Genomic DNA, 24,155 nt, shown 5'->3' on the forward strand with positions numbered 1-24,155 from the left:
GGCGCCCGCAGGTGGCAACGCCGCCCGCCCCGGCAACTTGCGCGCTACCTGCCGCGCCGCCGCCGGCACTGCCCGCCAAGCCGTCCCGCCGGCCGTCCCGCCGCCCGGCCTGGACCCCGTCCGCCGGGCCGCCCCGGGCCGCCGCGGCCGGGCACGCCTCATTGCACGGGGATCGGCACCCGCGGCGGCTTGGCGCGCTCGATCCAGCGCGGCCAGCCCCAGCGCAGCGAGGCCACCCAGCGCGTTTGCGGCGCGGCCGGGTCGAAGCCGGGCGGCGCCTGGTCCGGCAGCCATTCCAGCGGCCCCACCAGCGGCCGCCGCAGCGCCACCACCCGCACCCCGCCGGGATACACGAGGGCGCGAACATCGCCGTTGTTGTACAGCGTTCCCCAGCGGTCGCGCAGCGCCAGCACGCCGAAATAGGTCCCTAGGAAGGGCGGCAGCGGCCCGGCGAAGTCCACCGCCTTGGCCGGCTGCTCGACCCCCGCCGCCTTGGGCTCGAAGCGCAGGCAGAGCACCGCGGCCGACACCACCAGGGCCCCCGCCACCGCCAGCCGGAGGCGGTTCGGGCCGCGCAGGAGGTCGCGCCCCAGCAGCGCCGCCAGCAGCGCGTAGCCGGGAATGGCCCAGACCCAGTAATGCACGTTGAGGAAGCGCCATAGACCGGTCGGCAGCAGGTCCACGTAGGACACGTAGAACACGGCGTGCACGGCCAGCGTCGCGGCCAGCATCCGGTCGCGCGGCCCGCGCAGCAGGGCCACCAGCGCCCCCGGCAGGGCCAGCGCCATCCAGGGCGAGCGCTGCACAAGCCCCTCGCCGTCGGCGAACCAGGAATACGGGTCCAGCAGCACCACGAAGGCTTTCCAGCCGAGGTCGTGCAGCGAGAAGCCGATCCCGGCCGAGATCCGCATGTAGTTGGACGGCTGCGGCCCGTAGATCAGCAGGTACAGCACGCCCACCGGCAGGGCGACGATCAGCCCGCCCAGCGCCAGCCAGGGAAAGCTCCGCCAGCGCCGGGCCCGCAACTCCGTCCAGGCGATCGTGAGTAGTATCGGCAGCAGCAGCACCGCCTCGCCGGGGCGGCAGGCCAGGATGCCGGCCGTCAGCAGCCCCACCACCACCGGCCGTCGCACCCCGTCCAGCCAGGCGGCGCCCAGCGCCAGCAGCAGCCACATCGCCCCGCCGATCGGCGTGGTGTTCCAGGGCACCACCCATTGCCGGAACAGCGTCGCGTCGGTGGCCGCGGCGAACAGGAACAGCGGCACCGACAGCGCCACCGGCAGCCCCAGCCGGCGGGCCAGCGCCACGAAGCCGCCGAAGGCGGCCAGCAGCGAGAGCAGGTTCACCGCCGCGAAGGGATCGCTCGCCCCCAGCAGCCAGAACGGCACCCCCAGCAGCGAGTAGCCGAGGAAGTAATGGTGCTCGGAAGGGCGCAGGTCGCCGCTCGCCAGCGCCGCGGTGCTGCGCAGCGTCTGCGCCTGGTCGAACCAGCCCCACCAGCCCGCCGGCTGGTCGGCCCGGCTGCCGGGCAGAGCGGGATCGGCGGCATAGGCCAGCACGAAGAGCAGGCAGAGCACGGCCGCCCCCAGCAGCGCCAGCGCCCGGCCGTCCCGCAGCCAGAAGCCGATCCAGGGGTGGACGCCCCCGCGGCCCCCGGACCGGGAGCCGGCGCCATCTCCGGCGTCGCGGCGGAACTGCGGCAGCCCGCCGGCGGGGGTGGCCCGCGGCTGCGGGCTAGGCACCGCCACGGCTGGCCTCGAAGGACGTCACCAGGCGGTTCTCGGCGACCTTGCGGATCGCCTCCTCCCAGCGCGGCATCAGGCTCTCGGGGCGGTACAGGGCGGCCTGCCGCAGGCCGCGGTCGCGCAGCGCCGCCAGATGACCGTCCTCGCGCGGCAACTCCACCAGCCGGGCCAGGGAGCGCGCCAGGGCTTCCTCGTCGTAGCCGTCGAAGTATTCCGCGGCGTCGCCGTAGACCCAGCGGTGCACGGGGATGTCGGAAGCGAGCACGGGCGTGCCGCAGGCCATGGCCTCGGCGCCGGAATAATCGAAGCCTTCCGCCCGGCTCGGCGCCACCACGAGGTGCGCCATGGAATATAGCGTGCGCAGCTCCGCCTGCGGCACGCCGGCCAGGTGATAGGCGCCTTCCCGGACCAGCGCCTTGAGCTCCGTCAGCTCCGCTTCCGACCGCCAGCCGGGATTGGCCACCACCAGCAGCTGCATGGGCTGCGCGGTCATCTGCTTCGCAATCTCGAAGCCGCGGAACAGCTTCAGGTAGTTCTTGCGCGGCTCCAGCGTGGACACCGCCATGATCAGCCGCGGCAGCTGCGCCGGCTCCGGCCCGGGGCGGCGGCTGCTCGCGGTGACCGAGCTGGCGCGGCGGCGCAGGATGGTGCGCAGCTCGTGCTGCGGCCGCACGTCGGGGCGGTATTCCGGGGCCAGCACCACGGGAATGGTGTGCACGCGCTTCTCAGCGCCGGGGAAGATGCGCAGCAGGTCGCCGCGCACCGGCTCGGAATCGCAGAAGAAGGTCGCGCCGTCTTCCATGTTCCGCTGCAGCATGCGGCCGTGGCTCAGCGCGTGCGGCCAGGGCTCGCCCACCGTGTGCGGGCTGAGCAGCGGCAGGGCGTCGTAGTAGCGAATGATCGCGGCCGTGCCGGGCGACACGCGATAGGGCGACACGGTGGCGGCGAAGAACACGTCCCAGCCCTGGGTGTCCACCTGGCGCTGGAACACCCGCGGCAGCAGGCTCAGCGAGCGGGCGTATTCGTGGCCCAGCTCGGTGGCGAAGTACTCCGCCTTCTGCACCAGCGGTCGCTCGTGCGGCGCCAGGGTGCGGTCGAACAGCTTGACCCAGAGAAAGTCCTCGAAGGTCTCGGGGTCGATCTTCAGGTCCAGCCGCTCGCGCCGGAAGATTTCCGTCAGCGCCAGGTAGGGGCGGAAGATGCGGCGCTTGATCGCGTTGGGCAGGCTAGCGAAGCCGGGCAGCCAGTGCGTCCGCTTGGTGTCCTGGCTGATCAGCACCTGGGTCTGCGCCAGCACCCGCTCGTAAGGCGTGCGCATCTTGGGCCGGCGCGAGGAATAATGGATGCCCGAGGCCAGCCCGCCGAAGCGGCGCAGCCGGAAGCCCGAGAACATCGCGAACAGCAGCCGCGCTTCCTGCGGGATGCCCGCGAACCCCTCGTAGCAGGGGCGCAGGTCCATCAGCAGCGACGGCGCCAGCGAGGCAGGCCCCGACGCGGACGGAACCGGCGCGGACGCAACCGGCGAGGCGGGCGCCAGCGGGGAAAGGGGCGGCGCCACCGGATCACTGTCCCTCACGCCAGGGTTCCCGTCTTCTCGGCCTCGATCACCGGCGTGCCGGCATCGTGCAGCCGCACCGTCCAGCCCTGGCCGCCCAGGGTGGCGGCGACCTCCTCGGGGGCCGCGGGGGCGGGGTGGATCCAGCGGCCGCCGGGGCGCAGCACCTGCCCCTCGGTGCCCGGCCCCGTGGTGACCAGCAGGTCCAGCTCCGTCCCTTCGCGCAGCGGCAGCCCGGCCTCCTCCAGCACGGCGGCCAGCGGCCCCTCCGGCACGCGCAGCCGCATCCCGGTCAGGAAGGGCAGGGCGTCGCGCAGGCTGGTCACGGCCAGCGGCCGCCAGGGGCGGATGACGGCTTCCGCCAGGGACCGCTCCGGCTCGCCGGCGCCGCAGCGCTCGCAGCGCGGCGGCGGCGTCGCGGCCCGGGTGCGGCGGCCGCAGCAGGGGCACAGGTCGCGCCCCAGCACGGCCATCAGCACCCGCCGCGCCGCGTCCTCGTCGAAGCGCCGCCGCAGCAGCGCCGCGCCGCCATTGGCCAGCCGGGCGCACAGGGCGGGGTCGCGCAGCAGCGCCACGGCCTGCGCCGCCAGCGCCGCCGCGCCGTCGCCCACCAGCGCCTCGACGCCGTCGCGCAGGCCCAGCCCCTCGTTGCCGATCGGCGTGGTCACCACCGGCACGCCGGCTTCCAGCGCCGCGATGATCTTGCCCTTCACCCCGGCGCCGTAGCGCAGCGGGCTGACGGAGGCGCGCGCGCGGGCATAGATCGGGTCGAGGTCGGCCACCCAGCCCGGCACCTCCACGCGCTCGCCGGCCAGGGCCAGCACCTCCGGCGGCGGCTTGCTGCCCACCAGCAGCAGCCGCGCCTCCGGCACCGCGTGCCAGACGATCGGCATGATCTCGCGCGCCAGCCACAGCGCGGCATCGACGTTGGGCGGATGCGCGTAGCCGCCCACGAAGACCAGCGCGTCGCGCCCCGCGAAGGCGGCCGCTTCGGCGCGCTGCACGGGGGCGGTGGGCACGGAATACAGCGGCACGTCGCGCGCCTGCGCTTCCGGGGCGAGCTGGCGGATCACCGGCACCTCGTCCGCGCTGGGGGTGATCACCAGCCGGGCGCGGCGGAAGATGTCGCGCTCGATGCGGCGCAGGCGGCGGGACTCGCCCAGGCTCCAGCTGTTGCCGTCCAGCGCGTGGCGGCGCTCCTCGCGCAGGAAGTGCAGGTCGTGGGTGAAGTAGATCATCCGCCCCGGCGCGTGGCGCTCGATGGCGGGCAGCAGCGGTTCCGCCACGTCCGGCCGCGCCGCCCAGACGTGGTCGAGGTAGCGGCCGTTCTCGGCCAGCCAGGCCGCGCGGTCCACCGGGCCGTAGAGCACCTCGATCCCCATCTGCTGCAGCGCGGCTGTGTAGGGCTCGGGCCGGTCCTGGTCGTGCGGCATGAAGGTCACGCGCATCCCGGCCTCGCGCAAAAGGCGCAGCCAGTGCAGCGTGGACACCGAACCGGCATGCTTGTCCGGCTCCGGCACGCGGTCGTCGATGAACAGGATGCGCCCGCCCGGGGCGGGGCGCTCGCGCCACACGAAGGGGGCGGTGTCCGGCGCCGGCTGCGCCGCCACCGCCGCGTCCCACTTCTCGCAGAACTGCGCGTGGTTGCGCATCGACTGCCGGTCCCGCTCCGCCGCGCCGTAGGAGGAGGCGTCGAAATGCGTCACCCGGCTGGCCGGCTGGTACAGCACGCGCCAGCCGCGGTCGCGCAGCGCGAAGGCGAGGTCGAATTCCTCGTAATAGGCGGGGGCGTAGCGGTCGTCGAAGCCGCCCACCTCCTCCCAGGCCGCCGTGCGCACCAGGATGCAGGCGCCGATAGCCACGTCCACCTCGCGCACGAAGTTGTACTGCGGCCGGTCCGGGTCGTCGCCGCGGCCGTAGGGCTCGCCCCAGCCGTTGCTGTGGATGGTGCCGCCGGCTTCCTGCACGGTGCCGTCGGCGTTCAGCAGCTTGCTGCCGACGATGCCGCAGCGCGGATCGGCATCGGCCAGCTGCACCAGCGGTGCCAGCCAGCCCGGATGCACGGAGGTGTCGTTGTTCAGGAACAGCAGGTAGCGCCCCGTCGCCGCCTGCGCCGCCCGGTTGCAGGAGCGCAGGAAGCCCAGGTTGCGCGGGTTCTGCTCCACCCGCAGCCCGGGGATGCCGCGCAGCCGCGGCGCGGTGGGCGCCTGCGGCTTGTCGTCGGCCACGATCACCTCGTAGCTCACGCCCGTGCCGCTGTGCACCATGATCGAGTACAGGCAGCGCAGCGTGTCGAACAGCCGGCCGTAGACCGGCACGATGATGGACACGTCGGGCGCGGTGACGGGCGTGAAGTGCAGCGGCGGCGGCTCGGTGGCCGATTGCAGCAGCAGCAGGCAGGGGGCATAGCCGCGCGCACGGCCTTCCCGCAGGAAATGCGCCAGCGGGTTCCAGCCGGCGCTGTCCGGGTAGGTGCGGGCGTACCAGTCGGTGTCGAACAGCGCGTGCGGGTCCAGCCCGGCGGCGGCACCCTGCGTCACGTAGTGCGACAGCGGCTCGAAGGCGGTGTTGCCGTCGCGGATATTCTCTTCCCAGTAGCCCACCGTGTCGAAGAAGGGGTTGGGCGCATGGCCGCGCGCCGCCCCGACGTCGAGGTAGTGCAGCAGCGGGTTGCGCCCCGCCGCTTCCGGCTCCTGCGACAGGTAGTGCGCGGTGTCGAAGACCGGGTGCGGGTCGTGGCCGAGCGACGCGCCCTCGCGCACGTAATGCGCCAGCGGGTTCACATGCGCCGCTTCCAGCCCGGGATGCTGATCCAGGTACCAGCGGCTGCTGAACAGCGGGTGCGGGTCGTAGCCCGCCGTCGCGCCGGACCACAGGTAGTGCCACAGCGGGTCCGCCCCCGACCGCGCCACGTCTGGATAGCGCGCGAGGTAGCGCTGCGCGTCGAACAGCGGCGTGTGCCGCAGCGTTTCCGCATCCTCGCGCAGCTGCCGGCGCAGCCGCAGCCGGTCGGGCAGTTGGCCGGTGACCGCCAGCGCCCCCAGCCGCAGCGCGCGGCCGGAATGCCGCGCCAAGCGGGGAAAGCGCGCCCCCAGCCCGCGCACCGGCGCGGTGGCGCGCCAGGCGGTGGAACTGGTGACGGCGTGGTGCTGGTGGCGCAGCTCGTTGGCCTCGACCTGCTCGCGCAGCCGCTCGGCCTGCACGGCCTCCAACTCGGCGCGCTGCCGGTCGCGCTGCGCCGCGGCCTCGGCCCGCACGGCCTCCAGCTCGGCCCGCAGCCGGTCGCGCTGCGCCTCGACCCCGGCGCGCGCGGCGTCCAACTCCTCGCGCAGCGCCCGCTGCTCGTCCTGCGCCGCCGTCAGTTCTTCCTTCGCCGCGGCCAGCGCATCGTGCGCCCGGGCCAGCGCGTCCTGGGTGTCGCGGTGCCGGGCCATCTCGGCATCCCGTTCGCGCAGCTGTTCGCGCAGCCCTTCCGCTTCGCCGGCGGCGCGGGCGATCTCGGCCTGCAGCCGGCGCGCTTCCTCGGCGGCCCGCTCCAACTCCGCCACCTTGCCGGCCAGGGACGCTTCGGCACGCTGCTGCGCGGCGATGTTGCCGCGCCGCTCCGCCGCCTCGACCCAGCGCTCGCCCAGCAGGGCGAAGCGCTCGCGCACCGCCGCGACCTCCGCGGGGGGGAGGGAACACAGCGCCCGCGCCGCGGCCGGGGCATTCCGGCCGGGCACCAGCACGCCCAGGCCGTGGCCGTGCAGGAACTCGAAGCCGGGATGGGCCTCCCGCAACTCGGCCCAGAGGCGCCACACGCCGAAGTCGCGCTCGCGCACGTTGGTGTCGTGAAACAGCACCACGGCGCGGTCGGACAGCTTGGGGCGCCAGGCTTCCCAGTCGGCGCGCACGGCCTCGTAGGTGTGGAAGCCGTCGATGTGCAGCAGGTCCACCGAGCCGTCTTCGAAATGGTCCAGCGCGTCGGAGAACCGGCCGCGCAGCAGTTCGGAAAAGCCGCGGAAGCGCTCGTCGTGAAAGGCGCGGACGTCCTCGAAGACGCGGTTGTCGTAGTGGCCGGCGTGCTCGTCGCCCTGCCAGGTGTCCACCGCGTAGGCGCGCACCTCCACGCCGAAGCGGGCCAGTGCCTCGCAGAAGGCGAAGTAGGACACGCCGTAATGCGTGCCCAGCTCCACCAGCACGCGCGGGCGGCACTGCGCCGCCAGCCAGTGGGCGAAGGGCACGTGGCCGTACCAGGCGCTCTCCACCCCCAGGCGCTGCGGCCGCAGGAAGGCCGCTTCCAGCAGCGGCGAGGCCAGGGCGCGGACGCTTTCCGCCGCCGCGGCCGCGGCTTCCGCGGGGGCCGGGCCGGGCGAAACCGGGGTGGCGGGCGTGTTCCGGGCGTCCCGGCCAGCTTCCGCGGGGGCCTCCGGCCGCTGCGTCAGGGTCCCGGTCATCGGGCTGCGGGCAAGGGGAAAGGGCCGTGTGTCACGCGATGCGGGATGGCAGTTTTGCCCCCGCTATGCAACCGATCCCCCCTGCCAGGGCCGCCGCCGGCGCGGGCGGCCCAGCACCAGCGGGCCGGCCTCGCTGGCCAGGAGGTTGGGGTTGAGGAAGGGGTCGCGGTCCAGCGCCTCGCCCCAGCGTTCGCGCACCAGGGCCTGCTCGGCCCGGAAGCGTTCCTGCTTTTCCCGGTTGGCGGCTTCCAGCCCGCGCGACACGCTCTCGCGGTGCAGCAGGGCGGCGTGCGGCGTCCAGACCACGCGCAGCCCCGCCGCCCGCACGCGCAGGCACAGGTCCACGTCGTTCCAGGTCACCGCCAGCCGCTCGTCCATGCCGCCCACCGCGCGGAACACGTCCCGGCGGAGGGCCAGGCAGGCGCCGGTCACGGCCGACAGGTCGCGCGTGCAGGCGAGCTGCCCGTCATAGCCCGGCGCAGCGGCCGCGGCGCCGCGGCCGACATGGGTGGCCGCCCCCTCCGGCCCCAGCAGGATGCCGGCATGCTGCACCGTGCCGTCGGGATACAGCAGCTTCGCCCCCACCGCGCCGACATCGGGCCGCAGGGCGTGCGACGCCATCTCGCGCAGCCAGTCCGGGTGCAGCACCTCGGTGTCGTTGTTGAGCAGCAGCAGCACCTCGCCGCCGGCTTCCGTCGCCGCGGCGTTGTTCAGCGCGGCGAAGTTGAAGGGGCCGGGGCGGCGCAGCACCCGCACCCCCGGCCGCGCTTCCAGCCGCGCCAGCAGCTCCCGCGCCGCCGGATCGGTGCTGCCGTTGTCCACCACCAGCAGTTCCAGCGCGGGGTAGTCCGTGCGCTCCAGCAGCCCGGCGGTGCAGGCGGCCAGCAGCTCCGGCCGGTCCTTGGTGGGGATGATCACGCTGACGGTGGGCGGCGGCTCGGGCAGGCGGAACCGCGCGTGCGGCCAGGGCAGGGCGCCGATCCCGGCCTCGGTGGCCAGCGGCGGCCCGGGCAGCATCACCGCGAGGCCCGGCGCCTCGCGCGGTGGCGCGTCCGGTGGGGCCGGCCAGTCCCGTCCAGGTGCGGCGCGGTGGCACAGCACGGCGGGCAGGTGGCGCAGCCCGCCCGGCCCCGCCAGGGCGGCGGCCCGCAGCGTCAGGTCGTAGAATTCCCGCGGCGCGGCCTCGGCGCGGGGACCGCCCAGGTCCCGCAGCAGCCCGGCCCGGAACACCGCCAGCTGGCCGATCGCGTCCCCCGCCAGCAGCGCGTCCGGCGAGAAGCCCGGCTTGAAGCGCGGCGCCCGGCGTTCCTCGCCTTCCAGCACGTCCTCATCGGTGAACAGCAGCTGCACCGCCGGATGCGCCGCCAGCTCCGCCACCACCTCGTGCAGTGCCGTGGGGGCGAGGCGGTCGCCCGCCTGCAGCAGGCAGCACAACTCCCCGTCGCCCGCCGCCAGGGCGCGGTTCCAGGCTTCGGCGCGGGGCGTGCCGGGCCCGGCCTCCAGCAGCCGCAGCCGCGGTTCCGTTGCGGCCAGCCGCGCCAGCGCGTCCCGCGGCCAGGCGGACAGGAAGCGGGTGACCAGAACGGCGTTCCAGTCGCCGTAGACCTGCCGCTGCAGGCTTTTCACCGTGCGCAGCGCGCCTTCCGCATCCGTGTCGCCGGCCACCACCGCCACCGTCACGCGCGGCCCGGCGATCGGCGGCACCCGCGCCAGCTCCGCCGCGGTGGGGCTGTCATACTCCTCCACCCAGAGGCGATAGGCCTGCGGGTCGTCCGGCGGCGCCCCCGGCACCAGCCCGGGCAGCAGCGGCAGCGCGGCGCGCGCTTCCGGCGACTGCGCCACCGCCGCCAACAGCGCCGCCCGCCCGGCGCCCATGGCGGCCGCGGCCAGCAGCAGGGCGCGCCCGTCCGGCCGCGCGGCATCCCCCAGCGCGTGCCGCTGCAGCCGCGCCACGAAGGCGTCGTCCGGCGGGGCGTCGGGGCCGTGCAGGCGGCGGAACTCCTCGCCGGCCGCCAGCTCCGCCGCCAGCGCCCCCGGCTCGGCCCCGTCGCGCAGGCGGGACACCGCCGCGTCCAGCTCGGCGGGGATGGGGTCGCGGCCGAGCGCGGTCCGGAACAGGCGCACCACCGGTGCCCCGAGGTCCCGAATTTCCGCCTGTGTCCGGAACGTCGCCATGCCCCGGTGCTATCCAGCAGGGGGCGGTGAAAGTCCAGCGCGGCCCCCGGCCCGGCCCGCCACCTCTTCCGGCGTGGCAGCGATCCCCCCCTCGCGCAGCGCCGCGGACAGCGCCGGCCCGGCGGTCCACACGCAGAACGGCACGCTCAGCACCGGCCCGAGCAGGAAGGGCAGGCCCCAGGCCAGCGCCGTGCCCGACGCCGTGGCCAGCGCCGCGGCGCAGCCCAGGCCGATCAGCGTGTGCGGCCACAGCAGCCGCAGCGCGTCGCCCCAACGCACCCCCGCCTCGCCCCGCTGCTGCGGCGCCCAGGGGTCGCGGCCGAGCACCAGCGCCGGCAGCAGCAGCGCCTTGTTCAGCAGGCTCACAGGGTCCAGCAGCTGGGTGAAGGCGATCTCCAACAGGGCGCCGGCCGCGAAGCGCCCGCGGCCGCCGTAGCGGCTGGCGCGCCCCGGCCGCAGCAGCACCTCCGCGTAGCCCAGCAGCTTGGGTGCGTAGGCACACAGCCAGTGCGCCGCCAGAACCAGTCCCAGCGCCCCCGGCGGCGTGGCCGCGCCGCCGCGGGTCGCGGCATTGCCCACCGCCGCCAGCAGCACCACCCACCACAGCGGCGCCGTCAGGAACAGCAGCATCGCCTGCAGCAGCTGCCAGCGCCCCATGCCGCTCAGGCCGGGGCGCAGCAGCAGGTGGCGGTACTGCATGTTGCCCGCGCCCCAGCGCCGGTCGCGCGCCAGGAAGGGCGGCAGGGCCGGGGGGTTGCCTTCCAGGCTGCCCGCCGCTTCCGGCAGGCAGCGCACCTTCCAGCCCGCCGCCGTGAGCCGGGCCGCCTCCACCTGGTCGTGCGACAGGATGGCACTGCCGTCCGGCAGCGGCGCCAGCCGGGCGTGGTCGCGGAAGGGCGCGATGCGGGCGACGGCGTTGTGCCCCCAGTACGGGCCGGCATCCCCCTGCCACCAGGCCTGCCCGGTGGCCCAGGCGCGCATCCCCGCCCGCATGCCGAACTGGAACAGCCGCGGAAAGGCGGCCCGCGCCGGACGCCCGACGATCAGCGGCTGCAGGATGGCCAGGCGCGGATCGGCCTCCATGCAGCCCACCAGCCGCAGCACGGCGACGGCGGACATCTCGGAATCCGCGTCCAGGCACAGGAACAGGTCCAGCCCCGCCGCGTGGCGGTCCAGGAAGTCCATGACGTTGCCGGCCTTGAAGCCGGTGTTCTCGGTGCGCCGGCGATAATGCAGCGCCGGCGGGCGCCCCGCCCGCGCCGCGGCCAGGGCGGCCACCGCCGCGGCCTCCCGCGCCGCGCCGGCGGCCCCCGTGGTGTCCGACAGGAACCAGACCGCGAAGGCCTCGCCCGCCCCGGCGGCCTCCAGCTCCCGCACCAGCCGCTCCACCGGCGGCAGCACGGCTTCCATGTCCTCGTCGCGCACGCAGATCAGGATGGCCGTGCGCAGCCCCGGCGGCCGCGGCGCGGGATGCCGCAGCTGCGGCACCACCAGCGCCGCGGGATCGCGGCTCAGCAGCAGGATCGCGAAGCCGATCAGCCCGTTGGCGCCGCTGATCGCCAGCCAGGGCACGCCGCCGAGCCAGCCGAGCAGCAGCAGCACCTCCCACCCCGTCCAGCCGCCGGGGGCCAGCACCCGCAGCAGCAGCCAGCCCAGCCCGGCGGTGAGCAGGGCGCAGAGCAGCACGAAGGCGCCGCGGCGCAACGGGATGGCTTCGGCGGGCATCGGGGGGCTTTCGGGAAGGACGCTTCCCGGCACGGGCGATCAAGCACCCCGGCCGGAACCGCCGCGCCGGGGCAGGGCGCGGTTCACTGCCGCCCGGCCCGGCGCGGGATGGGCCGGGCGGCAGGGAAGGTGCTTCCCCCGCCGCCCGGCGCCGGGTCACAGCAGGGCGCGGCGCCGCGCCCAGGCGGTGTAGAAGCGCGGCCCCACCAGCGCGACGGCCGCCAGCAGCAGGATCACCAGCGACACCGGCCGCGTCAGGAACACGCTCCAGTCGCCCTGGCTGATGGTCAGCGCCTGCCGCATCGCCTGTTCCGCCATCGGCCCCAGGATCATGCCGATCACCACCGGGGCGGTGGGGAAGTCGAAGCGCCGCATGAACATCCCGATCGTGCCGATCACGTAGAGCAGGATCAGATCGCTGACGCTGTTGGAGATGCCGTAGGTGCCGATGGTCGCGAACACCAGGATCCCGGCGTAGAGCTGCGGCGTCGGGATCTTCAGGATGCGCGCCCACAGCCCCACCAGCGGCAGGTTCAGCACCACCAGCATCACGTTGGCGATGTAGAGGCTGGCGATCAGCGTCCACACCAGCTCCGCCTGCGTGGTGAACAGCAGCGGCCCCGGCTGGATGCCGTAGCTCTGGAAGGCGTTGAGCATGATCGCCGCGGTGGCCGAGGTCGGCAGCCCCAGCGTCAGCATCGGCACCAGGATGCCCGCGGCGGCCGCGTTGTTGGCCGCTTCCGGCCCGGCCACGCCCTCGATGGCGCCGGTGGTGCCGAACTCGTGCGCGTGCTGCTTCCGCACCAAACGGCGCTCGGCGTAGTAGCTCAGCATGGTCGGCATCTCCGTGCCGCCGGCCGGCAGCACGCCGAAGGGAAAGCCCATGCCCGCGCCGCGCAGCCACGGCCCGATCGAGCGCTTCCAGTCCTCCTTGCTCATCCACAGGGAGCCGATCTCGCGGACCTCCTGCTTGCCCTCCACGTGCCGCCAGGCGAGGTAGAGCGTCTCGCCCACCGCGAACAGCGCCACCGCCACCAGCACCACGTCCACGCCGTCCAGCAGGTCGATCAGCCCGAAGGTCATGCGCGCCTGCCCGGTCTGCAGGTCCACCCCGATCAGCCCCAGCATCAGCCCGAAGGCCAGCGAGGTCAGCCCGCGCAGCGCCGAACCGCCCAGCACCGCCGACACGGTCACGAAGCACAGCACCATCAGGCAGAAATATTCCGGCGGCCCCAGCTGCAGCGCCAGCTCCACGATGGGCGGCCCGAAGAAGGAGATGCCCAGCGTGCCGATGGTGCCCGCCACGAAGGACCCGATCGCCGCCGTCACCAGCGCCGGCCCGGCCCGCCCGTTGCGCGCCATCTTCGCACCTTCCAGCGCGGTGATGATGGAGCCGCTCTCGCCCGGCGTGTTGAGCAGGATGGAGGTGGTCGAGCCGCCGTACATCGCGCCGTAGAACACGCCGCAGAACAGGATGAAGGCCCCCGCCGCGCTGACCTTGAAGGTGATGGGCAGCAGCAGCGCGATGGTCAGCGCCGGGCCGATGCCGGGCAGCACGCCGATGGCGGTGCCGAGAAAGCACCCCAGCAGCGCCCAGCCGAGGTTGGTGAGCGACAGCGCGTTGCCGAAGCCCAGCGCCAGGCCTTCCCAGACGGACATGGTTCTAGAGGATCCCTTCCAGCACGCCGGCCCCGATGTTCACGCCCAGCAGGCGGTCGAAGGCGAGAAAGGCTGCCACGGTGACGGCGATGCCGATCAGCAGGTCCCAGTGCGGCCGGCGCGACCCGAAGGCGGCGCAGACCAGCACGTAGAGGATGGTGGAGGCGATCACGAAGCCCAGCCACTCGATCAGCGCCACCTGCACCACCAGCGCCGCCGCCAGCAGCCCCAGCGCCCGCCAGTTCACCGGCGGCGCGTCCTGCACGTCCTCCAGCGTATGGCTCCAGCCGCCGCGCAGGGCCGAGGCACACAGCCCCACCCCCAGCGCCAGCAGCATCGCCGCCACCAGCCAGGGCACCAGCGTGGCCCCCACCGCGGCGTAGACCGGCGTTTCCGGGATCACCAGGGTCTGCCAGACCACCAGCAGCCCCAGCGCCAGCACGCCGAGCCCGACCGCGAAGTCGGGCCGCGCCTCCGGCCTCATGCGAGCCCGATTTCCTTGAGCACGCCCTCGGTGGCGGCGTTGTCGTCGCGCACGTACTTGTCGAAGGCCTCGCCGCTGAGGAACTCGTCGTCCCAGCCGCGGGTCTGCAGCAGCTCCTTCCAGGCGGGCAGGTCGTGCAGCGCCGTGACGAACTGCACCAGCTTGCCGCGCGCCGCGGCGTCGATGCCGGGCGCCCCGAACACGCCGCGCCAGTTGCTGGCCACCACGTCGATGCCGCTCTCCTTCAGCGTTGGGATCGACGGCTCCAGCCGCGTTTCGCCGCTGCTGGCCAGCGCCTTGATGCGGCCGGACTTGATCTGCTCGGCGAACTCGGAATAGCCGGAAATGCCGGCCTTGACCTGGCCGCCCAGGATCGCCGCCTGGGCCGGGCCGCCGCCCGCGAAGGCCACGAAGCTGGCATCCTTGGCCGAACGCCCCAGCGCCTTGAGGATCAGCCCCAGCACGATGTGGTCGGTGCCGCCGGCGCTGCCGCCCGCCACCGACGTCCCGCGCGGGTCGCTCTTCAGCGCCTCCGCCAGCTGGCCGATGTTCCCGAAGCTGCTGTTGGCCGGCACCACGATGATCGCGGCCTCGCCGGTCAGCTTGGCGATCGGCGTCACGTCCTTCAGCCCGTAGGGCGCCTTGTTGGTCAGGGCCGCGCCCACCATGACGCTGCCGCCCACCATCAGGCTGTCGCCGCGGCCGCGGCGCTGCGAGATGAAGCGCGGCAGCCCCACCATGCCGCCGGCGCCGCCGACATTCTCGAACTGCATGGACCCCACCAGCCCCGCCTGGCGCGCCACCACTTCCATCGCGCGGCCCAGGCCGTCCCAGCCGCCGCCGGGGGCGGCGGGGATGAACATGTTCAGGCTGGGCAGGATCTGTTGCGCCCGGGCGTCCCAGGCGCTGGCCAGGGCGGCGGCGGCGGGCAGGGCGGCGAGCAGGCTGCGGCGGCGAAGCATGAGAAGGGTCCTCCCATTCGATTGCGGCGGTGTGCGGCCGTGCCGTCGGCCTTTGGCGCTGCCGGGAAGCTTAGACTGCGCCCGCGCCCCTCGCCAACGTGGCGCGCCTCGCATCCCGCCGGGCCCCTTTCCCGCGCGCCCCGCCCAGCGGCGCCGCGCCCTTCGCCCGAAGTCTTCCCCTGCGCCCCCGCCACGTCCCGGCACGGCCCGGCCGCCAGCCGGCGCACCGGCCAGCGGCGCATCGGCCGGCGCCTCAGCCGGCACATCGACCGCCGCACCGGACGCCGCCGGCCCGCCCGCTTGCGCCCGCCCCGGCGCGCGTGAATCCTGTGGGCGTGACCGAATCGCGAGGATGCCCGATGCGCGTGGCCATGGCGGCACTGCTGGGCGTGCTCGCAGCCGCCCTTCCCGCGGCCGCCCCGGCCTGGGCACAGGGTTCCCGCCCCGGTGCCACCCGCACCCCCTCGCCCGAGCGCGACGCGGTGGTGGCCAACGAACTGGGCGTCGCCATCCGCGAGCTCTACGCCGCCCCCGCCGGCCAAACGGAGCCCGGCCCGGACCGGCTGGGCGCCGACACCCTGCCGGCGGGCGGGGTGCTGCGCCTGCGCCTCGGCCGCAACCAGCCTTGCGTGTACAATTTCCGCGCCGTGCTGGCGGACGACACCACGCAGGAACGGCGCGAACACAACCTGTGCCGCGCCGGCCGCGTGGTGTTCGGCGACCCCACCGCGCCACTGCGCGAGGCCAGCGTGGTGAACGATGCCGACAGCCCGCTGCGAGAGCTCTACGTCTACCTCCCCGGGGCCCCGGCGCGCGGCGCCGACCGCCTGGGCTCGGAGATGGTGGCCCCGGGCCGCACGCTGCGGGTGCCGCTGGGCCGCACCCGCGACTGCGTTTTCGACGTCACCGCCGTGTACACCGACGACACGGAGGAAACCCGCCAGCGCATGGACCTGTGCCGCAGTTCCCGCGTGGCCTTCGGCGACCCCTCCATCCCTTGGCGCCAGGGCAGCGTGGAGAACCGCTCCGGCCAGGCGCTGACCTATCTCTACGCCCTGCCGGCCGGCCGGGCGCGGGAAGGGGCCTGGGGCCCGGACCGGCTGGGCTCCGAAACCGTGGCCGACAGCGCCGCCTTCCGCCTGCGCATCCGCTCGCCCGATTGCCGCGTCGACCTGCGCGCGGTCTACGAGGACGAGGGCGCCGAGGAGAAGCGCGACCAGGACCTCTGCGCCAACACCCCCATCGTGTTCGACGGCAGCGGCGTGCCGCGGCCGCCGGAAATCCCGATCGTGCTGGTCAACCGCCACGCCGCGGCGATCGAGGAAGTCTATGTTTCCTCCGCCAGCGAGCGCGACTGGGGCCCCGACCGGCTGGAAGCGCCGATCGAGCGCGGCGCCCGGCTGGAACTCAGCATCGCCGTGAGCTGCCCGGCCGACCTGCGGGTGGTGTTCGGCAACGGCGCGGCGGAGGAACGGCGCGAGCTGGACCTGTGCAACAGCGGCACGGTGGTGCTGCGACCGGGCTGGACGGTGGCGGAAGCCCTGGACAACAGCCCCGCGGGGGAGGACGGGCCGCGCCCCGGCAGCGTGCGGCTGCGCAACGGCGCCCGCGTGCCGATCGTGGAACTCTACGTCGACGCCCCCGGCGAGGCGCGCGGCCCCGACCGGCTGGGCCGCAACGTGCTGGGCGCGCGCGAAACCCTGGACCTCGCGCCGCCCGAACCCGGCGCCTGCGCCGCCACCCTGCTGGCGGTGTTCCGCGACGGGCGCGAGGTGAAGCGCGACCCCTTCGACCTGTGCCAGGGAACCGAGGTGGTGCTGCCATGATCCGACCGACGTTCCGCACCCTGCTGCCCGCCCTGCTGGTGGCGGCGCTGCCGCTGCTGGCCAGCCCCCCGGCCGCGGCGCAGGAGATCCGCCCAATCCCGGAGAGCCTGCGCGGCACCTGGTTCAGCGGCGCCTGCGAGGAACCGGACGCCATGCTGGCCGTGTTCGCCCGCAGCGTCGCCCGCGTGCCCGCCACCGGCCCCGGCCGCCTCGACCGCTTCACCGAGGCGCACGAGCAGGGCGGCTGGACCCTGGGCATCTCGCGCGGGGTGGAACAGCCGCGCCTGCTGCTGCGCGGCACCGCCGCCGGGCTGGACACCGCCGAGCCCGACAACAAGACCCGCGACGACCGCCTGCCCGGCGACGCGCCCGTGTCCGCCTGGCGCCGCTGCGACGCCCCGCCCGCCGCCTGGGTGCTGCGCCACGGCGAGGCGCTGGCCGTGCTGGCCTCCCTGGAGGTGGTGGAAGCCGCCTGCACCGGCCCCGTCGCCCCCTGCGCCGAGGCACTGGTGGCGCAGGCCGACGTGTCCGGCGACCGGCTGCTCAGCACCGCCGAGCTGGCGCGGCTGGTGCGCGGCCTGGCCTGGATCACCGCGCTGGGGGAAGGGGCCTCGGCCGAGGAAGCCGGGCTGGTCACCGGCGGCGGCGTGATCGGCGGCGTGGTGCTGGCGCGGATGGCCGTGCAGAACCTGGACTACGACGACGACGGCAAGCTTTCGGCCCGCGAACTGACCCAGGACCGCGCCGGCTTCCCGGCCGGCGGCGGCGCCGCGGCGGGGCGCCCGCTGCGGCTGGAAGGCATCGGCGAGGCCATCGCCTTCCTGCGCGGCCTGGTGGACGGCCTTCTGGGCGGGGAGCGCTGAGGGCCGCGCCGGCCGCCGTGCCCCGCCCTCACATCCCGGCAAACAGCTCCGTGGACAGGTAGCGCTCGGCGAAGGAGGCCGCGATGCCCACCACCAGCCCGCCGCGCAGCGCCGGGTCGCGCGCCACCTCGATCGCTGCGTGCAGCATCGCGCCCGAGGAAATGCCGATCGGCAGCCCCTCCGTCCGCGCGCAGCGCCGCGCCGCGGCGAAGGCCTCCGCCTCGCCCACGCGCCGCACCTCGTCCAGCGCGCCCAGGTCCAGCACCGCCGGCTTGAACCCCGCGCCGATGCCCTGGATGTCGTGCGGCCCGGGCTCGTCGCCCGACAGCACCGCGCTTTCCTGCGGCTCCACCCCGATGATCCGCATCCCCGGCCGCCGCGGCTTCAGCGCGTGCGCGATGCCGGTCAGCGTTCCCCCCGTGCCGATCCCGGCCACCACCGCGTCCACCTGGCCCGCGGTGTCGGCCCAGATCTCCTCCGCCGTGGTGGCGGCGTGGATCTCGGGGTTGGCGCCGTTGTCGAACTGCCGGGGGATCCAGGCGCCCGGCGTGCTGGCGGCGATGGCCTCGGCGCGGGCGATGGCGCCGGCCATGCCGCGCCGCGCCGGCGTCAGCTCCACCACGCCGCCCATCAGCCGGATCATCTTGCGCCGCTCCACCGAGGCCCCGTCCGGCATCACCACGATCAGCCGGTAGCCCTTGGCGGCCGCCACGAAGGCCAGCGCGATCCCCGTATTCCCCGAGGTCGGCTCGATCAGCGTCGACCGCCCGGGATGGATGGTCCCCGCGCGCTCGGCCGCCTCCACCATCGCCAGCCCAATTCGATCCTTCACCGAGCCGAGCGGGTTGAAGAATTCCAGCTTCAGCGCCAGCCGGGCGGCCAGCCCTTCCTCCGCCTCGATCCGGGGCAGCCGCACCAGGGGCGTGGCGCCCACCACCTCCAGCACGCTGTTGAACAGCTGCCCGCGCGCCGGGGGCGAGGAGGCGGCCTCGGCGGGGCGGGACAGTGCGGCATCATGGGTGTCGGGCATCACGGTCCTGGATTAACACGTTCGCTGAGCGTATTTAAGGCGTTTCGCCGCAGGATATGTTGTTCCGCCCATGCTGCTTCGCCAGGACCGCGCCCTGACCGCCATCGCCGTGATGCTCGACCTCGCCTTCCACGCGGGCCGTGGCGGGGAGGTGGTGAGCGGCGCCGAGGTGGCCGAACGCCTGGGCGCGGCCAAGCGCGGCATCGAGCCGGTGTTCCAGGCCCTGTCGCGCGCCGGCCTGCTGGACAGCACCCGCGGCCCCCGCGGCGGCTACCGCCTGGCCCGCCGCGCCCGCGAGATCCGCCTGTGGGACGTGGTGGCCACGGTGTCGGAGGAGGGCGACGATCCCGGCCTGAGCGGCCGCCTGCAGGTCGCCGTGGTCGCCCCGCTGTGGCGCGAGCTGGACACCGGTCTGCGCCGCCAGCTGGAAGGCCTCACCCTGGACGACCTTCTCCGTCGCGCCCAGGCCGCCGGCCTGAAACGGCCGGCCACGGAACCCCTGAACTTCACCATCTGACCCGGGCCGCGGCGACAGTCGGGCCGGCGTCAGGGGCTCCGGGCGGTTCCGGCTGCACCTGGATGTTTAGGCGTTGGCCAGGGGGCGCCGCCCCCTGGACCCCCGCCGGGGAGTTACGAACTCCCCGGACCCCGCGTTGAGTGCCTCCGGCGGGGGCGGGATGGCCGACGTCGTCCGAGTGGCACACGTTGTCCGAGCCCGCCCCCGCCGGAGGCACTCATGAGGTCGAGGAGCCTAAGCTCCTCGCGGGGGCTCCAAGGGGGCAGAGCCCCCTTGGCCGCGGCCTGAACACCCCGGCGCGACGCGAACCCCCAGTGCCCCAACGGCCGGTCCTGCCGCCGCCGCAGGCCGGGCAGGGGGAAGGTTCAGGCGTTCTCCTTGGGAAGGTCGACCCAGCGCAGGTAGGGCTTCTCGGTGGTGAAGCCCTGGGGGAACTGGGCCTTGGCCTGCTCGTCGCTCAGCGAGGCCAGCACGATGGCCCGGTCGCCGGGGCGCCAGTTCACGGGGGTGGCCACCTTGTGCCGGTCGGTGGTCTGCAGGCTGTCGATGACGCGGATCACCTCGTCGAAGTTCCGCCCTGCCGAGGGCGGATAGATCAGCATCAGCCGGATCTTCTTGTTGGGGTCGATCACGTAGACCGTGCGCACGGTGACGCTCGGGTCCGCTTCGGGGTGGATCATGCCATAGAGCGTGGCGACCTGCTTGTCGGGGTCGGAGATCATGGGGAAGTTCACCGCCGTCCCCTGCGTTTCGGCGATGTCGGCCTCCCAGCCGGCATGGCGGTCCAGCGTGTCCACGCTCAACCCGATCGCCTTGACGTTGCGGCGGTCGAATTCCGGCTTCAGCCGCGCCGTCATGCCCAGCTCGGTGGTGCAAACGGGCGTGTAGTCCTTGGGGTGGCTGAACAGCACGCCCCAGCTGTTGCCCAGCCATTCGTGGAAGCGGATGCGTCCCTGCGTGGTGTCCGCCTCGAAGTCCGGCGCGACCTGCCCGAGCTGCAGCGTCATGGATACGGGTTTCCCTTTTTCGTGAAGTGCCGTCCCGAACGGGAACGGGTGGTCAGAACAGCGGTGAAAGCAGGGTCAGCAGAACCAGGACAAACACCGCCAGGGCGACCTCCACCGGCGGCGCCAAGGGCGCACGCAGGTCGCGCATGTCCCAGTCCGCTTCCGGCAAAGCCCCCTCCAACCCCTCTGCGGCCGAAGCACGCGGCGCTTCCCCGGCCGCGGGGCGGCCCCGGTCGGCCAGCAGGGCCGGATTGTGCAGAACACCCATGCTCGCGCCCCGTATTCTACGTTTGACAAACGGTAGAATAAGAAATTCACTGGCGGCAAGCGATTTTTCGGTAACGGTTGGGGTTTGAGCGCGGCATGGCCCAGAGCACTAGGACCCCCGGCAAGTTGTCCGGGGTCGAAACGACCAAAGTGAACAGCCTGGCCCTGCGCGGCTCCATCGCGGCGGAGCTGGCGGCGCAGGACGCCCGCGGCGGCATCACCGAGGACGCCTACAACCTCCTGAAGTTTCACGGAACCTACGAACAGTTCGACCGCGACACCGCCACCCCGCGCAAGCAGGCGGGCCTGGACAAGGAATGGCAGTTCATGGTGCGCGTCCGTATCCCCGGCGGGGTGCTGACGGCGGACCAGTACCTGGAAATGGACCGGCTGGCCGACAGCGTGTCCAACACCACCCTGCGGATCACCACCCGGCAGGCTATCCAATTCCACGGCGTGCTGCGGGAGAACCTGAAGGCCGGCGTCGCCGCCATCAACCACGCCCTGCTGACCACCATGGCCGCCTGCGGCGACGTGGTGCGCAACGTCACCACCACCCCGGCGCCGCGACGCGACGCCATCCACGCCCAGCTGATCGCCGACGCGCGGATGCTCTCCGCCGAGCTGCTGCCGCGCACCCGCGCCCACCACGAAATCTTCCTGGACGAGGAACCCGTGGGCGGCGCGCCGGAGGAGGAGCCCCTCTACGGCCGCACCTACCTGCCGCGGAAGTTCAAGATCGGCATCGCGCACCCCTCCGACAACACGCCGGACGTGCTGACCAACGACCTCGGCCTGATCGCCATCTCCGAGGGCGACCGCATCACCGCCTACCAGCTCTGCATCGGCGGCGGCCTGGGCCTGACCCACAACCGGCCCGACACGTTCCCGCGCCTGGCCACCCCGATCACGGTGGTGCCGCACCACGACCTGCTGCGCGCCACGGAAGCCATCATCCGCTTCCAGCGCGACCACGGCGACCGCACCGACCGGCGCCGCGCCCGCCTGAAGTACGTCATCGAGGACCACGGCATCGACTGGGTGCGCGAGCAGCTGGCCCCGTATTTCGGCCACGAGCTCGCCCCGCCCGGCCCGCTGCCCAAGCTGGAAATGCCCGAGCTCCTGGGCTGGCACCCCCAGGGCGACGGCCTCTACTGGCTCGGTGTCCCCGTGTCCTCCGGCCGCATCGCCGACACCGGCACCGTCCGCCTGCGCACCGCCCTGCGCGAGGCCGTGCGCCGCTTCGGCACCAACCCCGTGCTCACCCCCCAGCAGGACATCCTGCTGGCCGACCTGCCCGCCGACTCCCGCGACGCGGTGGAAACCCTGCTGCGCGAGCACGGCGTCGCCCTGGCCCAGGACCTGTCGCCCTTCTCGCGCTGGGCCCTGGCCTGCCCGGCGCTGCCCACCTGCGGCCTGGCGCTCAGCGAGGCCGAACGCATCCGCGACCCGCTGGTGGAGGAGATCGAGGCCGTCCTCGACCGCCACGACCTGCTGGAGGAGCGCATCAGCCTGCGCATCACCGGCTGCCCCAACGGCTGCGCCCGTCCCTATGCCGGCGATATCGGCCTGGTCGGCCGCGTCCCCGGCAAGTTCGCCATCTTCGTGGGCGGCGACTTCGAGGGCACGCGGATGAGCTTCAAGCTGCACGAGCGCGTGCCGCAGGCCGAGATCGCCACCACCCTGGAACCCCTCTTCGCCGCCTTTGCCGTCAACCGCCACCCGGGCGAAGGCTTCGGCGATTTCTGTCACCGCCAGGGCGCGGACGCGCTGCTCGCCCTCGGCCCGGTTCCGGTCGCGGCCTAGCGCCCCGCGCGTTCCTCCGGTCGGGGAGGGGGCGTCCGCACGCTGCTTCGGCCGGGGGCATCGCTTTGCCGCTGGGCCGTTTCGACGCCGCAGGCCAGGGAATCCTACTCGCGATCACCTGACCGCGCCGCGACTTGCGCCGGCCGCATCGGCCGCCGCATGGTGCCCCCTCGCCGGAGAACACGAGATATGCCTCGCCTCAACCGACGCACCCTCCTCACGGCCGCCGCGGCCACGCCGCTGCTGGCCACGGGCGCGCGCGCGCAGACCGTGCCGCCGCTGCTGAACGTGTCCTACGACCCGACGCGCGAACTGTACCGCGATTACAACGCCGCCTTCGCCGCCTTCTGGGGAGAGCGCAACAACGGCCAGCGCGTCACGGTCCGCACCTCGCACGGCGGCTCCGGCGCCCAGGCGCGTTCGGTGATCGACGGGCAGCAGGCGGACGTGGTGACGCTGGCCCTGGCCTACGACGTGGACGCCATCGCCGAGCGCGGGCTGATCGAGCGCAACTGGATCACCCGCCTGCCCAACAACAGCGCGCCCTACACCAGCACCATCGTGTTCCTGGTGCGCAAGGGGAACCCGAAGGCGGTGCGCGACTGGGGCGACTTGGTGAAGGAAGGCGTGGCGGTGGTCACGCCCAACCCCAAGACCTCGGGCGGCGCGCGCTGGAACTACCTCGCCGCTTGGGCCTGGGCGCGCCGCCAGCCCGGCGGCAACGACGGCACCGCCGCCACCTTCCTGGGGGAGGTGCTGCGCCACGTCCCCGTGCTGGACACCGGCGCGCGCGGCTCCACCACCTCCTTCGTGCAGCGCGCCCAGGGCGACGTGCTGCTGGCCTGGGAGAACGAGGCGCACCTCGCCTTCGCGGAATTCGGCGCCGACAAGTTCGACATCGTCTACCCCTCGATCTCGATCCTGGCCGAACCCTCGGTGGCCGTGGTGGACCGCATCGTGGACCGCAAGGGCACCCGCGCCGTGGCCGAAGCCTACCTGCGCCACCTCTATGAGCAGCAGGGCCAGGAACTGGCGGCCAAGAACTTCTACCGCCCGCGCGACGCCGCGGTGCTGGCGGCCGCCGGGAACCGCTTCCCCCAGATGCCGATGGTGACGGTGGACGCGGAATTCGGCGGCTGGTCCGAGGCGCAGAAGACCCACTTCAACGACGGCGGCACCTTCGACCAGCTGTACCGCCCGGGACGCTGACCACCCTGGCCGGCATCCCCACCACGGCCGACGGGGCGAAGGGCCCCCGACGCCTGCTGCCCCAGGTTACCCGCCGCGACGCGCTGCCGGGCTTCGGCCTGTCGCTGGGCGTGACGCTGGTCTGGCTGGCGGCGATCGTGCTGATCCCGCTGGCCGCCCTGGCGCTGCGCCCCTGGGAGCTTGGCCTGGCCGGCGTCTGGGCTTCCGTCACCGAGCCGCGCGTGCTGGCGGCGCTGCGCCTCAGCTTCGGCGCGGCGGCGCTGGCGGCCGCCTTCAACGTGCCGCTCGGCCTGCTGCTGGCCTGGGCGCTGGTGCGCTACGACTTTCCCGGCCGCCGCTTGGCCGACGCCATGGTGGACCTGCCCTTCGCCCTGCCCACCGCCGTGGCGGGTTTGGCGCTGACGGCGATCTTCGCGCCCAACGGCTGGCTGGGCGCGCCGCTGGCGCAGATCGGCGTCAAAGTCGCCTTCACCCCGCTGGGCGTCTTCGTGGCCATGGCCTTCGTCGGCCTGCCCTTCGTGGTGCGGACCGTGGAGCCGATCCTGCGCGACCTGCCGCCCGAGGCGGAAGAAAGCGCCGCCACGCTGGGCGCCACCCGCGCGCAGGTGCTGTGGCGCGTGGTGCTGCCCGCGCTAGCGCCTGCGCTGCTGACCGGCTTCGGGCTGGCCCTGGCCCGCGGCGTCGGCGAATATGGCAGCGTGATCTTCATTGCCGGCAACACCCCGATGTGGAGCGAGATCGCGCCGCTGCTGATCGTGACCCGGCTGGAACAGTACAACTACGCCGGCGCCGCCGCGGTGGGGCTGGCCATGCTGCTGATCTCCTTCGCCGTGCTGCTGGCGCTCAACCTGGCGCAGCGCTGGCTGCGGCCGGCGCGGGGCTGAACGCG

General features: G+C 74.0%; 17 protein-coding genes. 6 read left to right on the forward strand and 11 right to left on the reverse strand.

What is annotated here, in order from left to right:
• Positions 1 to 158 precede the first annotated feature (158 nt).
• From ACLIBK_RS09460 to ACLIBK_RS09495, 8 genes are all read right to left on the reverse strand, one after another.
• Positions 159 to 1,748, reverse strand: a complete 1,590-nt coding sequence (locus tag ACLIBK_RS09460) for a hypothetical protein (RefSeq protein WP_415387001.1) — start codon at positions 1,746 to 1,748, stop codon at positions 159 to 161.
• Positions 1,735 to 3,321, reverse strand: a complete 1,587-nt coding sequence (locus ACLIBK_RS09465; protein WP_415387002.1) for a glycosyltransferase family 4 protein — start codon at positions 3,319 to 3,321, stop codon at positions 1,735 to 1,737. The genes ACLIBK_RS09460 and ACLIBK_RS09465 overlap by 14 nt, the downstream gene beginning before the upstream one ends.
• Positions 3,318 to 7,736 (reverse strand): class I SAM-dependent methyltransferase, encoded by a 4,419-nt coding sequence (locus tag ACLIBK_RS09470; RefSeq protein WP_415387003.1) that lies wholly within the window; start codon positions 7,734 to 7,736, stop codon positions 3,318 to 3,320. The genes ACLIBK_RS09465 and ACLIBK_RS09470 overlap by 4 nt, the downstream gene beginning before the upstream one ends.
• 63 nt (positions 7,737 to 7,799) lie before the next feature.
• The gene (locus ACLIBK_RS09475; RefSeq protein ID WP_415387004.1) at positions 7,800 to 9,911 is read right to left on the reverse strand and encodes a glycosyltransferase family 2 protein; all 2,112 of its coding nucleotides are present in this window, start codon (positions 9,909 to 9,911) and stop codon (positions 7,800 to 7,802) included.
• A 9-nt stretch (positions 9,912 to 9,920) separates the two neighbouring features.
• The gene (gene mdoH / locus ACLIBK_RS09480; protein ID WP_415387005.1) at positions 9,921 to 11,636 is read right to left on the reverse strand and encodes a glucans biosynthesis glucosyltransferase MdoH; all 1,716 of its coding nucleotides are present in this window, start codon (positions 11,634 to 11,636) and stop codon (positions 9,921 to 9,923) included.
• Between the two features lie 156 nt (positions 11,637 to 11,792).
• Positions 11,793 to 13,295, reverse strand: coding sequence for a tripartite tricarboxylate transporter permease (locus tag ACLIBK_RS09485; RefSeq protein ID WP_415387006.1), 1,503 nt, complete (start codon positions 13,293 to 13,295; stop codon positions 11,793 to 11,795).
• Positions 13,296 to 13,299: 4 nt separating this feature from the next.
• The gene (locus ACLIBK_RS09490) at positions 13,300 to 13,779 is read right to left on the reverse strand and encodes a tripartite tricarboxylate transporter TctB family protein (protein ID WP_415387007.1); all 480 of its coding nucleotides are present in this window, start codon (positions 13,777 to 13,779) and stop codon (positions 13,300 to 13,302) included.
• Positions 13,776 to 14,741 (reverse strand): Bug family tripartite tricarboxylate transporter substrate binding protein, encoded by a 966-nt coding sequence (locus ACLIBK_RS09495; protein ID WP_415387008.1) that lies wholly within the window; start codon positions 14,739 to 14,741, stop codon positions 13,776 to 13,778. Before ACLIBK_RS09495 ends, ACLIBK_RS09490 begins: the two co-directional genes overlap by 4 nt.
• Before the next feature lie 359 nt (positions 14,742 to 15,100).
• Here ACLIBK_RS09495 and ACLIBK_RS09500 point away from each other — a divergent pair, with 359 nt between their 5' ends.
• Entirely contained in the window at positions 15,101 to 16,567 is a 1,467-nt protein-coding gene (locus tag ACLIBK_RS09500) for a hypothetical protein (RefSeq protein WP_415387009.1), read from the forward strand.
• Positions 16,564 to 17,430 (forward strand): hypothetical protein, encoded by an 867-nt coding sequence (locus ACLIBK_RS09505; protein WP_415387010.1) that lies wholly within the window; start codon positions 16,564 to 16,566, stop codon positions 17,428 to 17,430. The genes ACLIBK_RS09500 and ACLIBK_RS09505 overlap by 4 nt, the downstream gene beginning before the upstream one ends.
• A gap of 28 nt (positions 17,431 to 17,458) precedes the next feature.
• Here ACLIBK_RS09505 and cysK read toward each other — a convergent pair whose 3' ends face one another.
• Positions 17,459 to 18,460 (reverse strand): cysteine synthase A, encoded by a 1,002-nt coding sequence (gene cysK, locus ACLIBK_RS09510; protein WP_415387011.1) that lies wholly within the window; start codon positions 18,458 to 18,460, stop codon positions 17,459 to 17,461.
• A gap of 70 nt (positions 18,461 to 18,530) precedes the next feature.
• Between cysK and ACLIBK_RS09515 the strand changes: the two genes are divergently transcribed.
• A complete protein-coding gene (locus ACLIBK_RS09515; RefSeq protein ID WP_415387012.1) occupies positions 18,531 to 18,977 on the forward strand; it encodes an RrF2 family transcriptional regulator in 447 nt (148 codons plus the stop codon).
• A gap of 365 nt (positions 18,978 to 19,342) precedes the next feature.
• On the opposite strand, the gene ACLIBK_RS09520 is transcribed toward ACLIBK_RS09515, so the two are convergent.
• Both ACLIBK_RS09520 and ACLIBK_RS09525 read right to left on the reverse strand, forming a co-directional pair.
• Positions 19,343 to 19,984 carry a peroxiredoxin gene (locus ACLIBK_RS09520; protein ID WP_415387013.1) on the reverse strand — a complete coding sequence of 214 codons (642 nt, stop codon included), beginning with the start codon at positions 19,982 to 19,984 and terminating at the stop codon, positions 19,343 to 19,345.
• A gap of 52 nt (positions 19,985 to 20,036) precedes the next feature.
• On the reverse strand, positions 20,037 to 20,252 hold the full coding sequence (locus ACLIBK_RS09525) for a hypothetical protein (RefSeq protein ID WP_415387014.1): 216 nt from the start codon (positions 20,250 to 20,252) through the stop codon (positions 20,037 to 20,039).
• Between the two features lie 95 nt (positions 20,253 to 20,347).
• Between ACLIBK_RS09525 and ACLIBK_RS09530 the strand changes: the two genes are divergently transcribed.
• The 3 genes from ACLIBK_RS09530 to cysT all read left to right on the forward strand — a co-directional run bounded on the left by ACLIBK_RS09530 (position 20,348) and on the right by cysT (position 24,150).
• Positions 20,348 to 22,057 carry an NADPH-dependent assimilatory sulfite reductase hemoprotein subunit gene (locus ACLIBK_RS09530; RefSeq protein WP_415387015.1) on the forward strand — a complete coding sequence of 570 codons (1,710 nt, stop codon included), beginning with the start codon at positions 20,348 to 20,350 and terminating at the stop codon, positions 22,055 to 22,057.
• Positions 22,058 to 22,246: 189 nt separating this feature from the next.
• Positions 22,247 to 23,266 carry a sulfate ABC transporter substrate-binding protein gene (locus tag ACLIBK_RS09535; protein WP_415387016.1) on the forward strand — a complete coding sequence of 340 codons (1,020 nt, stop codon included), beginning with the start codon at positions 22,247 to 22,249 and terminating at the stop codon, positions 23,264 to 23,266.
• A 110-nt stretch (positions 23,267 to 23,376) separates the two neighbouring features.
• The gene (cysT, locus tag ACLIBK_RS09540; protein ID WP_415387017.1) at positions 23,377 to 24,150 is read left to right on the forward strand and encodes a sulfate ABC transporter permease subunit CysT; all 774 of its coding nucleotides are present in this window, start codon (positions 23,377 to 23,379) and stop codon (positions 24,148 to 24,150) included.
• The last annotated feature ends 5 nt before the right edge of the window (positions 24,151 to 24,155 follow it).

The organism is Roseomonas sp. BN140053, from assembly GCF_047690175.1.
Lineage (GTDB): Bacteria > Pseudomonadota > Alphaproteobacteria > Acetobacterales > Acetobacteraceae > Roseomonas.

What these genes read in the sequence shown, in the direction of transcription:
- ACLIBK_RS09470 (WP_415387003.1), bottom strand. Translation starts at nt 7,736, where the DNA reads ATGACCGGGACCCTGACGCAGCGGCCGGAGGCCCCCGCGGAAGCTGGC.
- ACLIBK_RS09475 (WP_415387004.1), bottom strand. Translation starts at nt 9,911, where the DNA reads ATGGCGACGTTCCGGACACAGGCGGAAATTCGGGACCTCGGGGCACCG.
- mdoH (WP_415387005.1), bottom strand. Translation starts at nt 11,636, where the DNA reads ATGCCCGCCGAAGCCATCCCGTTGCGCCGCGGCGCCTTCGTGCTGCTC.
- ACLIBK_RS09485 (WP_415387006.1), bottom strand. Translation starts at nt 13,295, where the DNA reads ATGTCCGTCTGGGAAGGCCTGGCGCTGGGCTTCGGCAACGCGCTGTCG.
- ACLIBK_RS09490 (WP_415387007.1), bottom strand. Translation starts at nt 13,779, where the DNA reads ATGAGGCCGGAGGCGCGGCCCGACTTCGCGGTCGGGCTCGGCGTGCTG.
- ACLIBK_RS09495 (WP_415387008.1), bottom strand. Translation starts at nt 14,741, where the DNA reads ATGCTTCGCCGCCGCAGCCTGCTCGCCGCCCTGCCCGCCGCCGCCGCC.
- ACLIBK_RS09500 (WP_415387009.1), top strand. Translation starts at nt 15,101, where the DNA reads ATGCGCGTGGCCATGGCGGCACTGCTGGGCGTGCTCGCAGCCGCCCTT.
- ACLIBK_RS09505 (WP_415387010.1), top strand. Translation starts at nt 16,564, where the DNA reads ATGATCCGACCGACGTTCCGCACCCTGCTGCCCGCCCTGCTGGTGGCG.
- cysK (WP_415387011.1), bottom strand. Translation starts at nt 18,460, where the DNA reads ATGCCCGACACCCATGATGCCGCACTGTCCCGCCCCGCCGAGGCCGCC.
- ACLIBK_RS09515 (WP_415387012.1), top strand. Translation starts at nt 18,531, where the DNA reads ATGCTGCTTCGCCAGGACCGCGCCCTGACCGCCATCGCCGTGATGCTC.
- ACLIBK_RS09520 (WP_415387013.1), bottom strand. Translation starts at nt 19,984, where the DNA reads ATGACGCTGCAGCTCGGGCAGGTCGCGCCGGACTTCGAGGCGGACACC.
- ACLIBK_RS09525 (WP_415387014.1), bottom strand. Translation starts at nt 20,252, where the DNA reads ATGGGTGTTCTGCACAATCCGGCCCTGCTGGCCGACCGGGGCCGCCCC.
- ACLIBK_RS09530 (WP_415387015.1), top strand. Translation starts at nt 20,348, where the DNA reads ATGGCCCAGAGCACTAGGACCCCCGGCAAGTTGTCCGGGGTCGAAACG.
- ACLIBK_RS09535 (WP_415387016.1), top strand. Translation starts at nt 22,247, where the DNA reads ATGCCTCGCCTCAACCGACGCACCCTCCTCACGGCCGCCGCGGCCACG.